Origin of the sequence: Streptomyces sp. HUAS MG91 (assembly GCF_040529335.1) — a bacterium.
Classification (GTDB): Bacteria; Actinomycetota; Actinomycetes; order Streptomycetales; family Streptomycetaceae; genus Streptomyces; species Streptomyces tabacisoli.
Window position 1 is genome coordinate 3158283 of the sequence record NZ_CP159534.1, and the last position, 14260, is coordinate 3172542.

At 69.9% G+C, this 14260-nt stretch carries 12 protein-coding genes; 10 read left to right on the forward strand and 2 right to left on the reverse strand.

Translation table 11 applies throughout. From position 1 onward, the window contains the following. Window positions 1-5: 5 nt before the first annotated feature. The 8 genes from ABII15_RS14385 to ABII15_RS14420 all read left to right on the forward strand — a co-directional run bounded on the left by ABII15_RS14385 (window position 6) and on the right by ABII15_RS14420 (window position 9393). Window positions 6-1166 (forward strand): acyl-CoA dehydrogenase family protein, encoded by a 1161-nt coding sequence (locus ABII15_RS14385; protein WP_353942720.1) that lies wholly within the window; start codon window positions 6-8, stop codon window positions 1164-1166. A 136-nt stretch (window positions 1167-1302) separates the two neighbouring features. After that, window positions 1303-2352: an ABC transporter substrate-binding protein gene (locus tag ABII15_RS14390; RefSeq protein ID WP_353942721.1), complete on the forward strand. Its 1050-nt coding sequence runs from the start codon at window positions 1303-1305 to the stop codon at window positions 2350-2352. Window positions 2353-2356: 4 nt separating this feature from the next. Then, a complete protein-coding gene (locus ABII15_RS14395) occupies window positions 2357-3223 on the forward strand; it encodes a siderophore-interacting protein (RefSeq protein ID WP_353942722.1) in 867 nt (288 codons plus the stop codon). Between the two features lie 172 nt (window positions 3224-3395). Beyond that, window positions 3396-4838 (forward strand): lysine decarboxylase DesA, encoded by a 1443-nt coding sequence (gene desA, locus ABII15_RS14400; RefSeq protein ID WP_353942723.1) that lies wholly within the window; start codon window positions 3396-3398, stop codon window positions 4836-4838. Then, window positions 4822-6099: a lysine N(6)-hydroxylase/L-ornithine N(5)-oxygenase family protein gene (locus ABII15_RS14405; protein ID WP_353942724.1), complete on the forward strand. Its 1278-nt coding sequence runs from the start codon at window positions 4822-4824 to the stop codon at window positions 6097-6099. The genes desA and ABII15_RS14405 overlap by 17 nt, the downstream gene beginning before the upstream one ends. After that, entirely contained in the window at window positions 6096-6656 is a 561-nt protein-coding gene (locus tag ABII15_RS14410; RefSeq protein ID WP_353942725.1) for a GNAT family N-acetyltransferase, read from the forward strand. Before ABII15_RS14405 ends, ABII15_RS14410 begins: the two co-directional genes overlap by 4 nt. After that, on the forward strand, window positions 6653-8434 hold the full coding sequence (locus ABII15_RS14415; RefSeq protein WP_353942726.1) for an IucA/IucC family siderophore biosynthesis protein: 1782 nt from the start codon (window positions 6653-6655) through the stop codon (window positions 8432-8434). The genes ABII15_RS14410 and ABII15_RS14415 overlap by 4 nt, the downstream gene beginning before the upstream one ends. 65 nt (window positions 8435-8499) lie before the next feature. Continuing rightward, window positions 8500-9393 carry a DUF4429 domain-containing protein gene (locus ABII15_RS14420; protein WP_353942727.1) on the forward strand — a complete coding sequence of 298 codons (894 nt, stop codon included), beginning with the start codon at window positions 8500-8502 and terminating at the stop codon, window positions 9391-9393. A 7-nt stretch (window positions 9394-9400) separates the two neighbouring features. Here the strand turns inward: ABII15_RS14420 and ABII15_RS14425 are convergent, their stop codons facing one another. Continuing rightward, window positions 9401-10966 (reverse strand): metallophosphoesterase family protein, encoded by a 1566-nt coding sequence (locus tag ABII15_RS14425; protein WP_353947058.1) that lies wholly within the window; start codon window positions 10964-10966, stop codon window positions 9401-9403. A gap of 200 nt (window positions 10967-11166) precedes the next feature. On the opposite strand from ABII15_RS14425, the gene ABII15_RS14430 reads away from it, so the two are divergent. Then, complete coding sequence (locus ABII15_RS14430) at window positions 11167-11424, forward strand: hypothetical protein (protein WP_353942728.1); 258 nt, start codon at window positions 11167-11169, stop codon at window positions 11422-11424. 44 nt (window positions 11425-11468) lie between these two features. Next, a complete protein-coding gene (gene glmS, locus ABII15_RS14435) occupies window positions 11469-13286 on the forward strand; it encodes a glutamine--fructose-6-phosphate transaminase (isomerizing) (RefSeq protein WP_353942729.1) in 1818 nt (605 codons plus the stop codon). A gap of 321 nt (window positions 13287-13607) precedes the next feature. Here glmS and ABII15_RS14440 read toward each other — a convergent pair whose 3' ends face one another. Then, window positions 13608-14183: a GPR1/FUN34/YaaH family transporter gene (locus ABII15_RS14440; protein ID WP_353942730.1), complete on the reverse strand. Its 576-nt coding sequence runs from the start codon at window positions 14181-14183 to the stop codon at window positions 13608-13610. Window positions 14184-14260: the final 77 nt, after the last annotated feature.

Below are 14260 nucleotides of genomic sequence, written 5' to 3' on the forward strand. Positions count from 1 at the left end.
CAACGATGGATCACCACCTCTCCCCCGAGCACGAGGAACTGCGGCGCACCGTCGAGGAGTTCGCGCACGAGGTCGTGGCGCCGAAGATCGGCGACTACTACGAGCGGCACGAGTTCCCGTACGAGATCGTGCGCGAGATGGGCCGGATGGGCCTGTTCGGGCTGCCGTTCCCGGAGGAGTACGGCGGCATGGGCGGCGACTACCTGGCGCTCGGCATCGCGCTGGAGGAACTGGCCCGTGTCGACTCCTCCGTGGCCATCACCCTCGAAGCCGGCGTCTCGCTGGGCGCGATGCCGCTGCACCTCTTCGGCACCGAGGAGCAGAAGGCGGAGTGGCTGCCGAGGCTCTGCGCGGGCGAGATACTCGGCGCGTTCGGCCTGACCGAGCCGGAGGCGGGCTCGGACGCGGGCGGCACCCGCACCACGGCCGTCCGCGACCCGGAGACCGGCGACTGGGTCATCAACGGCACGAAGTGCTTCATCACCAACTCCGGCACCGACATCACCGGCCTCGTCACGGTCACGGCGGTGACCGGGCGGACGGCGGACGGCAAGCCGCTGATCTCCTCGGTCATCGTGCCGTCGGGGACGCCCGGCTTCACGGTCGCGGCCCCGTACTCGAAGGTGGGGTGGAACGCGTCGGACACGCGTGAGCTCCACTTCGACAACGTCCGCGTACCGGCGGCGAACCTGCTCGGTACGGAGGGCCGCGGCTTCGCCCAGTTCCTGCGCATCCTCGACGAGGGCCGGATCGCGATCTCGGCACTCGCCACCGGGCTCGCCCAGGGCTGCGTCGACGAGTCGGTGAAGTACGCCAAGGAGCGTCACGCCTTCGGGCGGAGCATCGGCGGCTACCAGGCGATCCAGTTCAAGATCGCCGACATGGAGATGAAGGCGCACACCTCTCGGCTCGCCTGGCGGGACGCGGCGTCGCGGCTGGTGTCCGGGGAGCCGTTCAAGAAGGAGGCGGCGCTCGCCAAGCTGTACTCGTCGACGATCGCGGTGGACAACGCCCGGGAGGCGACGCAGATCCACGGCGGCTACGGATTCATGAACGAGTACCCGGTGGCCCGCATGTGGCGGGACTCCAAGATCCTGGAGATCGGCGAGGGCACGAGCGAGGTGCAGCGCATGCTGATCGCGAGGGAGCTGGGCCTGACCTCTTAGGGGTCCGGGGCAGAGCCCCGCGGCCTCGGGTGCAACGGCCCCCGCCCCCTGGACATCACAGGAACTTAGGTTAACCTACCCTCAGTTCCGCGACCCAGCGCGGCCAAGGTTCCGGCACGTCCGAAAGCAGCCCGTGATGCCCAACGCCCGTCTGTCCCGCCCCACCCGCCGCGGCATACTCGCCGCCGGCGGAGCCCTCGGCCTCGGTGCCGCGCTCGCCGCCTGCGGCAGCGACAGCGGCTCGAAAGACAGCGGTTCGGGCTCGGCGAAGGCCGCGGAGAAGCCCGGCCCGTTCTCCTTCAAGGACGACCGCGGCACGACCGTAAAGCTGGACAAGGCCCCGGCGAACATCGTCGCCTTCACCGGCGTCGGCGCGGCCCTCTACGACTACGGCATCCAGGTCAAGGGCGTCTTCGGCCCGACCACCGTCAAGGGCGGCAAGCCGGACGTACAGGCCGGCGACATGCCGGTCGACAAGGTGACGGTCATCGGCAACGCTTGGGGCCAGTTCAACATCGAGAAGTACGCGGGCCTGGCGCCCGACGTCCTGATCACCACGATGTTCGACTCCGCGGGCACGCTCTGGTACGTCCCCGAGGAGTCCGCCGCCAAGATCGCCAAGCTCGCCCCGAGCGTCGGCGTCTCGGTCTTCGACCGCCAGCTGACCGAGCCGCTGGAGCGGATGTACGCGCTGGCCGAGTCGCTGGGCGCCGATCTGAACGCCGACAAGGTCGTCGCGGCGAAGAAGCGCTTCGAGGACGCCGCGGCCCGGCTGCGCAAGGCCGCCAAGGCCCACCCCGACATCAAGGTCCTGGCCGGTTCGGCGAGCGCGGACATCTTCTACGTGTCCGGTACGAACCTCTCCATCGACCTGGAGTACTTCAAGGCCCTCGGCGTGAACTTCGTCGAGCCCCCGGAGAAGGCGAAGAAGGACTCCGGCGGCTGGTTCGAGAACCTGAGCTGGGAGAACGTCGACAAGTACCCGGCCGACATCATCATGATGGACGACCGCGCCCAGGCCCTCCAGCCCGACGCCATCGACGAGGGCACCTGGAAGAAGCTGCCGGCCGTCAAGGCGGGCCAGGTCATCGCCCGCTCCCCCGAACCGATCCTGTCCTACGACAAGTGCGCTCCGCTCCTGGAGAACCTCGCCAAGGCGATCGAGACCGCGAAGAAGGTGTCCTGACCCCATGACCGCGACGGCCGAAGCCCCCGCTGTAGCCCCTTTCCGATTCTTCGATCTGCAAGTGGTCCGCACGCGGCGGCTGGGCCCGTCGCTGCTCCGCGTGACCTTCACCGGCCCCGACCTGGAGCACTTCCACGGCGGGGGGCGGGACCAGTCCCTCTCCCTCTTCCTGCCGCGGCCCGGCCAGGACGCCCCCGTCCTGCCGCCCATCGTGCCCGGCGACGACGGCCACGGCTGGCACGCCGCGTACCGGGCGCTGCCGGACGACGTCCGCGCGGTCATGCGCTCGTACACCCTGAGCGGCCAGCGCCGGCACCCCGCGCAGGAGGTCGACATCGACTTCGTGCTGCACAACGACGACCCCGCGACCACCGGCCCCGCCTGCCGCTGGGCCGAGGCCGCGACGCCGGGCGACAAGGTCGTGGTGCTCGGCCCCGCGATCGCCGACAACGCCGCCGTGCGCTGCCAGCCCCCGGCCGACTTCGACCACATCCTGATGTGGGGCGACGAGACGGCGCTGCCCGCCGCGCTCAACATCCTGGCCTGGCTGCCCGCGTCCGTCTCCGCCCACGTGTGGCTGGAGGTCCCGCACCGCGCCGACATCCAGCCGATCCTCACGGCGGCCAACCTCACCGTGCACTGGCTGGTCCGCGACGAGCGGGCCCCGGGCGCGCTCGACGCCATCCGCGCCGCCCAACTCCCCGACGCGGCACGGCCGTACGCCTGGCTGTCCGGCGAGTCCGGCTCGATGAAGGAGCTGCGCCGCCACCTGGTGCGCGAGCGCGGCTACGACAAGCGGGCGGTGAAGTTCGTCGGGTACTGGCGGCGCGGTCTGAGCGAGGACGCGCTGCGGGCCGAGGCCGCCGCGTAGACACAATTCCCGCCAAACAACTACACATTCCGCCATAAACAGGGGCAGGGTCGCGCGCAGAAATTAGGTTAGGCTAACCTAAGTCAAGCGCTGCGGCCCCGCCCCTTGCCCATGGCCGCGGCACTCCTGCCCCACCCGGGAACCACCTCATCCCCACCCGGAGGATCCGTTCATGCGCTCGCACCTGCTCAATGACACGACCGCGGAGTTGTACCGCAGCTCCGTGACCGAGGGAATCGAGCGGGTGGCGGCCAAACTCGCCACCACCTCACGGCCGTTCACCGGCGTCACACCCGACGCCCTCTCCCCCACCGTCGACGCCGTGAACCTCGACGAGCCGCTGCACGACACCATCGCCGCGCTCGACGAGCTGGAGGACGTCTACCTCCGCGACGCCGTCTACTTCCACCACCCGCGCTACCTCGCCCACCTCAACTGCCCGGTCGTCATCCCGGCCGTGCTCGGCGAGGCGGTCCTGTCCGCGGTCAACTCCTCGCTCGACACCTGGGACCAGTCGGCGGGCGGCACGCTCATCGAGCGCAAGCTGATCGACTGGACCGCCGCCCGGATCGGGCTCGGACCGGCCGCCGACGGCGTCTTCACCTCCGGCGGCTCGCAGTCCAACCTCCAGGCGCTGCTCCTCGCCCGCGAGGAGAGCAAGACCGAGGACCTCGCCCGGCTGCGGATCTTCGCCTCCGAGGCCGGCCACTTCAGCGTCCAGAAGTCCGCGAAACTCCTCGGCCTGCCGCCGGGTTGCGTCGTGACGATCCCCGTCGACAAGGACAAGCGGATGCGCACCCTGGCCCTCGCGGCCGAACTGGAGCGCTGCAAGGCCGACGACCTCGTCCCCATGGCCGTCGTCGCCACCGCCGGCACCACCGACTTCGGCTCCATCGACCCGCTGCCGGAGATCGCCGAGCTCTGCGCCCAGTACGACACCTGGATGCACGTCGACGCGGCCTACGGCTGCGGGCTGCTCGCCTCGCGCACCCGCCGGGACCGCCTCGACGGCATCGAGCGCGCCGACTCCGTCACCGTCGACTACCACAAGTCCTTCTTCCAGCCGGTGAGTTCGAGCGCCGTGCTGGTCCGCGACGGCGCCACCCTGCGGCACGCCACCTACCACGCGGAGTACCTCAACCCCCGGCGCACCGTCGCCGAGCGCATCCCCAACCAGGTGGACAAGTCGCTCCAGACCACCCGCCGCTTCGACGCCCTCAAGCTGTGGCTCACCCTGCGCGTGATGGGCGCCGACGGCATCGGCGGCCTCTTCGACGAGGTCTGCGAACTGGCCCACCAGGCCTGGGAGGTGCTGGCCGCCGACCCGCGCTACGACGTGGTCGTCGAGCCGAGCCTGTCCACCCTCGTCTACCGCTACGTCCCCGCGACCGTCACCGACCCGGCCGAGATCGACCGGGCCAACCTGTACGCCCGCAAGGCCCTGTCCGCCTCCGGCGACGCGGTCGTGGCGGGCACCAAGACCGGCGGCCGCCAGTACCTGAAGTTCACCCTGCTCAACCCCGAGACGACCCTTGACGACATCAAGGCCGTCCTCGACCTCATCGCCGGCCACGCCGAGCAGTACCTGGGAGACACCCTTGACCGCGCCTCTTGAGACCTACGACTTCATCGGGATCGGGCTCGGCCCCTTCAACCTCGGTCTCGCCTGCCTCACCGAACCCATAGCCGAGCTGAACGGCGTCTTCCTGGAGTCCAAGCCGGACTTCGAGTGGCACTCGGGCATGTTCCTCGACGGTGCCCACCTCCAGACCCCGTTCATGTCGGACCTGGTGACCCTCGCCGACCCGACCTCCCCCTACTCCTTCCTCAACTACTTGAAGGAATCGGGGCGGTTGTACTCGTTCTACATCCGCGAGAACTTCTATCCGCTGCGTGTCGAGTACAACGCGTACTGCCGGTGGGCGGCGGCCAAACTCTCCTCGATCCGCTTCAGCACGACGGTGACCGAGGTGCGCTACGAGGACGACGCCGAGCGCTACGTCGTCACCACCGACACCGGCGAGACCTACCGCGCGCGGCGCCTGGTCCTCGGCACCGGCACCCCGCCGTACGTCCCGGAGTCCTGCGCGGAGCTGGGCGGCGACGGCGTCCTGCACAACTCCCGCTACATGCAGCACAAGCAGGCCCTCCAGCGGAAGAAGTCGATCACGCTGGTCGGCAGCGGCCAGTCCGCCGCCGAGATCTACTACGACCTGCTGAGCGAGATCGACGTCCACGGCTACCGGCTGAACTGGGTGACCCGCTCGCCCCGCTTCTTCCCGCTCGAATACACCAAACTGACGCTGGAGATGACGTCCCCGGACTACATCGACTACTTCCACGCGCTGCCGGAGGCCACCCGGTACTCGCTGGAGGAGCGGCAGAAGGGCCTGTTCAAGGGCATCGACGGCGAGCTGATCGACGCCATCTTCGACCTGCTCTACCAGAAGGGCCTCGACGGCCCGGTGCCCACGCGGCTGCTCACCAACTCGGCGCTGCGCACGGCCTCGTACGACGACAACGGCACGTACACCCTCGGCCTGCACCAGGAGGAGCAGGACAAGGCGTACGAGATCGAGACCGAGGGCCTGATCCTCGCCACCGGCTACAAGTACGCGACCCCCGCGTTCCTGGAGCCCGTCAAGGACCGCATCCGGCTCGACGGCCGGGGCCGCTTCGACGTCGCCCGCAACTACACGATCGACACGGCCGGGAGCGGCATCTTCCTCCAGAACGCGGGCGTGCACACCCACTCGATCACCAGCCCCGACCTGGGCATGGGCGCCTACCGCAACAGCTACATCATCGGCGAGCTGCTCGGCACCGAGTACTACCCCGTCGAGAAGACCATCGCCTTCCAGGAGTTCGCCGTATGAGCACCACCACCCGCACGCCCGGCACACTGACCCTGCGCCCCGTCGACCCGCAGAACGACGCGGAGCTGCTGCACCGCTGGGTCACCGACCCGAAGGCCGCGTTCTGGCTGATGCAGGACGCGAAACTCCAGGACGTCGAGCGCGAGTACATGTCCATCGCGGCGGCCGAGCACCACGACGCGTTCCTCGGCCTGCACGACGGGGAGCCCGCGTTCCTGATGGAGCGCTACGACCCGCGCCACGTCGAACTCGTCGGCCTGTACGAGCCCGAGCCCGGCGACATCGGCATGCACTTCCTGACCGCGCCCTCCGAGATACGCATATCCGGCTTCACCCGGGCCGTGATCACGGCGGTGATGGAGTTCCTCTTCGCCGATCCGGCCGTCGAGCGCGTCGTGGTCGAGCCCGACGTACGCAACACGGCGGTCCACGCGCTCAACGAGGCCGTGGGCTTCGTCCCCGAGCGCGAGATCGACAAGCCGGAGAAGAAGGCGCTGCTGAGTTTCTGCACGCGCGAACAGTTCGAGAAGGCCACCGGAAGGAGCGCGCGAGCATGAGCATCGCGGACGCAGTCTCCCACCTGACCCCCGACCACTGGGCCGAGGCCAACCGCCTCCTGATCCGCAAGGCGCTCGCCGAGTTCGCCCACGAGCGGCTGCTCACCCCGGATCCCGTGGAGAGCGAGGCGGGCGACCGGTACGTCGTCCGCAGCGACGACGGCAACACCAGCTACCGGTTCGCGGCCCGCCGGCTGCGCCTGGACCACTGGCAGGTGTCCGCGGACTCCGTCACCCGCCACCGCGACGGCACCGAACTCCCGCTGAACGCGCTGGAGTTCTTCATCGAGATGAAGGACGCGCTCGGCCTGAGCGAATCGATCCTGCCGGTCTACCTGGAGGAGATCTCCTCCACCCTCTCCGGCACCTGCTACAAACTGGCGAAGCCGGACACGACGGCCGCCGAGCTCGCGGCCACCGACGACTTCCAGGCCATCGAGACGGGCATGACCGAGGGCCACCCGTGCTTCGTCGCCAACAACGGCCGGCTCGGCTTCGGCATCCACGAGTACCTGTCGTACGCGCCCGAGACCGCGAGCCCCGTCCGGCTGATCTGGCTGGCGGCGACCCGCGAGCGCGCCGCGTTCACGGCGGGCACCGGCCTGGAGTACGAGTCCTTCCTCCGCGCCGAGCTGGGCGAGAAGACCGTCGAGCGCTTCGACGCGACCCTGCGCGAGCAGGGCCTCGACCCGGCGGACTTCCTGCTGATCCCGGTGCATCCGTGGCAGTGGTGGAACAAACTGTCGGTCACCTTCGCGGCGGAGGTCGCCCAGCGGCACCTCGTCTGCCTCGGCGAGGGCGACGACGAGTACCTGGCCCAGCAGTCGATCCGTACGTTCTTCAACACCACCGACCCCGCCAAGCACTATGTGAAAACGGCCCTGTCGGTCATCAACATGGGCTTCATGCGCGGCCTGTCGGCGGCGTACATGGAGGCGACGCCCGCGATCAACGACTGGCTCGCCGCGCTCATCGAGAACGACGAGGTGCTCAAGGGCACCGGCCTGACGATCATCCGCGAGCGGGCGGCCGTCGGCTACCGGCACCTGGAGTACGAGGCCGCCACCGACCGCTACTCCCCGTACCGCAAAATGCTCGCGGCCCTGTGGCGCGAGTCCCCCGTCCCGTCCCTGGCCCCCGGCGAGCGGCTGGCCACCATGGCCTCGCTGCTGCACGTGGACCGCGAGGGCCGCTCGCTCGCGGGCGCCCTGATCGAGCGCTCCGGGCTGACGCCGACGGAGTGGCTTAAGCCGTACCTGCGCGCGTACCTGACCCCGCTGCTGCACAGCTTCTACGCCTACGACCTGGTGTTCATGCCGCACGGCGAGAACGTCATCCTGGTCCTGGACGAGCGGGGCACGGTCCAGCGGGCCGTCTTCAAGGACATCGCCGAGGAGATCGCGGTGATGGACCCGGACGCGGTGCTGCCGCCGAAGGTGGACCGCATCCGCGCCGACGTGCCCGACGACATGAAACTGCTGTCGATCTTCACGGACGTCTTCGACTGCTTCTTCCGCTTCCTGGCGGCGAACCTGGTCGGGGACGGCGTCGTCGACGAGGACACCTTCTGGGCGGCGGTCGCGGACTGCGTCCGTGACTACCAGGCGTCGGCACCCCAACTCGCCGACAAGTTCGCCCGGTTCGACATGTTCGCCCCGAGCTTCGCGCTGTCCTGCCTGAACCGGCTCCAACTGCGCAACAACGAGCAGATGGTGGACCTGGCCGACCCCTCGGGCGCCCTGCAACTGGTCGGCGACCTCGACAACCCGATCGCCTGATCACGGGCGCACAGGCCGCAGGGGCTCGGGAGACGGTCCTCCCGGGCCCCTGCCAGAATTGCCCCATGGCGGAAATCATCCAGCGCGACGGCACGTGGACGTTCGACGGCGAGGCGCTGCGGCTCGTTCCCGGGCGCGACAAGGGTGTGAACCTGCTGCGCAGGACCCTGGGTGAACTGACCGTCCCGCTCGCGGCGCTCGCCGGAGTCTCCTTCGAGCAGGGCAGGAAGTCGGGCCGGCTGCGGCTGCGGCTGCGCGACGGCGCGGACCCGCTGCTGCAGGCCACCGGCGGCAAACTGACCGAGGGCACGGACCCGTACCAGCTCACCGTCGAGTCGGACCGCTACGGCGTCGCGGAGTACCTCGTGGACGAGGTGCGCAACGCGCTGCTGCTCGAACAGGTCCCGGCGTCGGCCTGCACCGCGTACCTGCTGCCCGGCCCGGCCGTCCCGCTCTCGGTCTCCGCGGGCGACGGCACGGCGAGCTTCGACGGGGAGCACGTCCGGCTGGAGTGGAACTGGAAGACGGAGGACGCGAAGGCGAGCGCCGGCGCCCGGCAGCTCGCCCTCGCCGACATCGCGGCGGTGGAGTGGCAGCCGGCCGCGGGCCTGGAGAACGGCTGTCTGCGCTTCACCGTCCGCTCCTCGCCCACCAAGGCGCCGCCGAAGTACGACCCGAACTCCGTCGAGCTGTGGGGCTTCAAGAAGGACCCGCTGATGGCGCTGGTCGCGGCGGCGGTGCAGGCCCGGCTGCCGCATCCGGGAGCGGGGACCGCCACCGCGGCCCCCGCCCTGGAGAAGGCGCCCGAGGCCGCGCCTCCGGCACCCGCGAAGGTACCGGAGGACGACCACGACGCACTGCTGCGCCGGCTGCGCGAACTGGGCGAGCTGCACCGGGCCGGGATCCTCACGGCCGAGGAGTTCGCGGCGGCGAAGCAGGCGGTGCTCAAGCGGCTCTAGGGTTCGTTTACCGCTTGGACTTGCGGGCCACCACGAACTTGTCGATCTCCGCGCCGGTCTCGGCGATGCCGCGGACCGTCAGGGTCGCCGTGCGCCCGAAGGACGCGGGCTTCACGTCCACCCGCAGGAACGAGTAGTTGGTGTAGCGCACCCGCGACCAGTCGACCGTGACGGCCTTCTTGGCGCCGCCCTCCTCGGTGACGTACGAGGCGAACGGGTCGGTGTCCTTCTCGTGGCCCTCGTAGGAGTCGGTGACCGGGAAGGCGTACAGGCTCTTGCCCGCCGCGCCGGCCGTGACGTAGACGACGCCCTCGGTCTCCGGGTAGACGGTGCCGCCGATCGGCAGCTCCTTGGTGACCTTCTCGCCCTTGAGCACGTCGGAGCGCTCGTAGACGTGGTTGTGGCCGTTGATCACCAAGTCCACGGTGTACTTCTCGAACAGCGGCACCCATTCCTTGCGCACGCCCCCCTCCGAGGCGTGCGCGGTGGCGGTGCAGTACGCGCAGTGGTGGAAGAAGACGACGACGAAGTCGATGCCGGAGTTGTGCGCCCGGAACTTCTTCAGCTGCGCCTCGAACCACTTGGTCTGGGTGCCGCCGGAGAGGCCGAGGTTGGCCGGGATCTCGAACGACACGTCGTTGGCGTCGAGCGAGATGATCGCCGTGTTGCCGTGCACGAAGGAGTAGACGCCGGGCAGGTTCTCCGGGTCGGGGCCGTTGGCCGGCGGCTCGAAGCGGGCCTGCTGGCTGCCGTAGCCGTGCGGCGCGTACCAGGCCTCCATGTCGTGGTTGCCGTAGGAGACCATCCACGGCACGGTCTTGGCGACGGACTCGGTCTGCGCGAGGAACTGGTCCCAGGTCCGCGCGTCGAAGGTGTCCGTGGTCTGCCCCGAGCCCGACGGGTCGGCGTACGCGATGTCGCCGGCGTGCAGGTGGAAGGACGGGCCCTGGGCGAGGATCAGGGAGTCGTTGGCCAGCGCGTGGTAGCTGACGCCCTGGTCGCCGAAGGCGGTGAAGGTGAAGGGCTCCGCGTGCGAGGGCGCCGTGGTGAAGGTGCCGATCGTGCCCGCGAACTTCGGCGAGGCGGGGTCGAAGCCCTGGTGGCCGACGCCGTAGTAGTAGGTGCGGCCCGGCTTGAGGTGGGACAGCTTGGCGTGCACGTAGTACTGGGTGTGGTCGGCGCTGGTGCCGACCCCGGCCGGGGTGTAGAGGGCGCGGACCTCGGCGGAGATCTTCCGCGACAGGTCGCCGGCGCTGGAGCCGATGCGGATGAACGGGTTCTTGACCGGCACCGGGACCTGCCAGGAGACCGTCATCTCGGTGCGCGGGTCGTCGCCGTAGGAGAGGTGCCGGCCGAAGGGGGCGACGAGGGCCCCGTCGATGTCGGCGGTGGCGGAGACCGGCGCGGCGGCCGGGGCGGCCTGGGCGACGGCGCCCGGCACGAAGACACCGCCGGCGACCGCGCCGACGGTGACGGCGCCGCCGCGGATCATGGTGCGGCGGGAGAAGGTGCTGCGCAGGTACTCGTGCTGCTCGGCGAGGCTCCGCTCGGCCAGTTCGGCGGGAACGCCCATACGTGGAATGTCCATGACTCGAAAGGTGCTGGGGGCAGCCATCCCGGCCGGATACGCCGGGTGAACGCGGGCCGAACAAGCGGCATGGCGCCCTTCAAACCTTCACAGCTTCCGCCCCGGCGTCCCCGGAGAAGGTCGAGGCTGCCCGATATCGGGCAGATTTCTTGCGAAACCATCGGCGGTCCCCCAGGATCTACCGAGTGCACGAGGAACTTGTCGATCATCTGACGCGGACCACCGCCCTGAGCCGGGGCGAGGCGCTGCGGGTGATCCAGGACGTGCTCGCCTACTTCGACGAACCGGCGGAGGGGTTCGTCCGCCGCCGCCACCGCGAGCTCCAGGGTCAGGGCCTGGTGAACGCGGCGATCTTCGAACAGATCGAGGCGGAGCTGCCCTACCGGGCGGTGGCCCCGCCGGAGCTCTCGCTCCGGCAGCTCCGCCGGATCGTCTACGGCTGAACCAGTGCTCCATATGCTCTACATAGAGGGGATTGCACCAACTTATGTGCGGAATTGTCGGTTACATCGGCAAGCGTGACGTGGCGCCGCTGCTCCTGGAGGGCCTGCAGCGCCTGGAGTACCGCGGCTACGACTCCGCGGGCGTCGTCATCACCAGCCCCAAGGCCGCCGGTCTGAAGATGGTCAAGGCCAAGGGCCGCGTCCGGGACCTGGAGGCCAAGGTCCCGGCCCGCTTCAAGGGCACGACCGGCATCGCGCACACCCGCTGGGCCACGCACGGCGCCCCCTCCGACGAGAACGCGCACCCGCACATGTCCGGCGACAACAAGGTCGCCGTCGTGCACAACGGCATCATCGACAACGCCTCCGAGCTGCGCGCGAAGCTGATCGCCGAGGGCGTCGAGTTCCTCTCCGAGACGGACACCGAGGTCCTCACCCACCTCATCGCCCGCTCGCAGCAGTCGGACCTGGAGGACAAGGTCCGCGACGCGCTCCGGCTGATCGAGGGCACGTACGGCATCGCGGTCGTGCACGCCGACTTCCCGGACCGCATCGTCGTGGCCCGCAACGGCTCGCCGGTCGTCCTCGGCATCGGCGACAAGGAGATGTTCGTCGCCTCGGACATCGCCGCGCTGGTCTCGCACACCCGCCAGATCGTCACCCTCGACGACGGTGAGATGGCGACTCTGAAGGCCGACGACTTCCGTACGTACACCACGGAGGGCACCCGCACCACGGCCTCCCCCACCACGGTGGAGTGGGAGGCGGCCTCCTACGACATGGGCGGCCACGACACGTACATGCACAAGGAGATCTCCGAGCAGGCCGACGCCGTGGACCGCGTGCTGCGCGGCCGCATCGACGACCGCTTCTCCACCGTGCACCTCGGCGGCCTCAACCTGGACGCCCGCGAGGCCCGCACCGTGCGCCGCGTGAAGATCCTCGGCTGCGGCACCTCGTACCACGCGGGCCTGATCGGCGCCCAGATGATCGAGGAGCTGGCCCGCATCCCCGCGGACGCCGAGCCGGCCTCCGAGTTCCGCTACCGCAACCCGGTCGTCGACCCCGACACCCTGTACATCGCGGTGTCCCAGTCGGGCGAGACGTACGACGTCCTGGCCGCCGTCCAGGAACTGAAGCGCAAGGGCGCGCGCGTCTTCGGCGTCGTGAACGTCGTCGGCTCGGCGATCGCCCGCGAGTCCGACGCCGGTGTCTACGTCCACGCGGGCCCCGAGGTCTGCGTCGTCTCCACCAAGTGCTTCACGAACACGACGGTCGCCTTCGCGCTCCTGGCCCTCCACCTCGGCCGCATCCGCGACCTGTCCGTGGCGGACGGCAAGCGCATCATCGAGGGCCTGCGCAAGCTGCCCGCCCAGATCACGGAGATCCTCGCCCAGGAGGCGGAGATCAAGAAGATCGCCGACCAGTACGCGGACGCCCGCTCGATGATGTTCATCGGCCGCGTCCGGGGCTACCCGGTGGCCCGCGAGGCGTCCCTGAAGCTCAAGGAGGTCTCGTACATCCACGCCGAGGCCTACCCCGCCTCCGAGCTGAAGCACGGCCCCCTCGCCCTGATCGAGCCCGCGCTGCCCACGGTCGCGATCGTCCCCGACGACGACCTGCTGGAGAAGAACCGCGCCGCGATGGAGGAGATCAAGGCCCGCTCCGGCCGCATCCTCGCTGTCGCGCACCAGGAGCAGGAGAAGGCGGACCACACCATCGTCGTCCCGAAGAACGAGGACGAGCTGGACCCGATCCTGATGGGCATCCCCCTCCAGCTCCTCGCCTACCACACGGCCCTCGCCCTCGGCCGCGACATCGACAAGCCGCGCAACCTGGCGAAGTCGGTGACGGTGGAGTAATCGCTGCCGCTCCGGTGGGGGCTGGTCGCGCAGTCCCCGCGCCCCTCGTGGGTTGTCGGTCGGCTGACGGCCGGTGGCCGCTTCTCGCGCAGTTCCCCGCGCCCCTGGAAGCGAGCTCCGCTCGCCCAGGGGCGCCAAGGGGAGGCTGCGCGTCAGCACATGCCTCAGGGGCGCGGGGAACTGCGCGACCAGCCCCCACCGGGCAGCACTCGGCACCGAGACCGCTCGGCACACGAACGGGCCCCTCCGCGTGCCACCCGACGCGAAGGGACCCGTTCCCGGAGGGCCGGGGCCGCCCATTGCCCCGGCCCGACATGGCTGTCAGCCGGCGGCCGTCACCCCCCGACCAGCAGCCCGCCCGGGCAGCACGGTCGGCAGCCCCGACATGGCCGCGGTCGCCCCGTACCAGGCCACGGCCCCACCGGCGACGGCGAACCAGCCGCCCACCTTGGCCAGCCCCGCCGTGTCACCGAACGCGGCGACGGCCAGCAGCACCATCGCCACGAACAGCAACCCGTACGTGCCCCGCGCGAACACCCCGGCCCCCGCGGACCCGAGCGTCAGACTGAGCGCGAGCAGGGCGAACAGCAGCAGGAACAGCCCCGCCGCGTTCGCCGAGACCGCGTCCCCGGCCCCGACGCCCCAGGTGAACCAGAAGGCGCCGAGCCCGGCGAAGGCGGTACCGGTGAAGCCGTCCTCGCGCAGTGCGAGCAGACCGGCGACGAAGAGGGCGACCCCGCCCACGTACGTCGCGACGGAGACGGCGTTGGCCGCCGTGACACCGTCGATCACCGCGGTGTGACCGAGGCCGAACGCCAACAGGGTGAGTCCGAGCGCGAGTTGACCGAGAGTCGAGACGGAGGAGGCGGTGCTTCCCGCGGAGACGTCGTTGTCCACAGCGGGCTCCCTTCATACGAAGTGCGGGTGCTCTGAGCTGTTGTCCAGCGACCGCTATGTACCCTTCACAAGGGCAC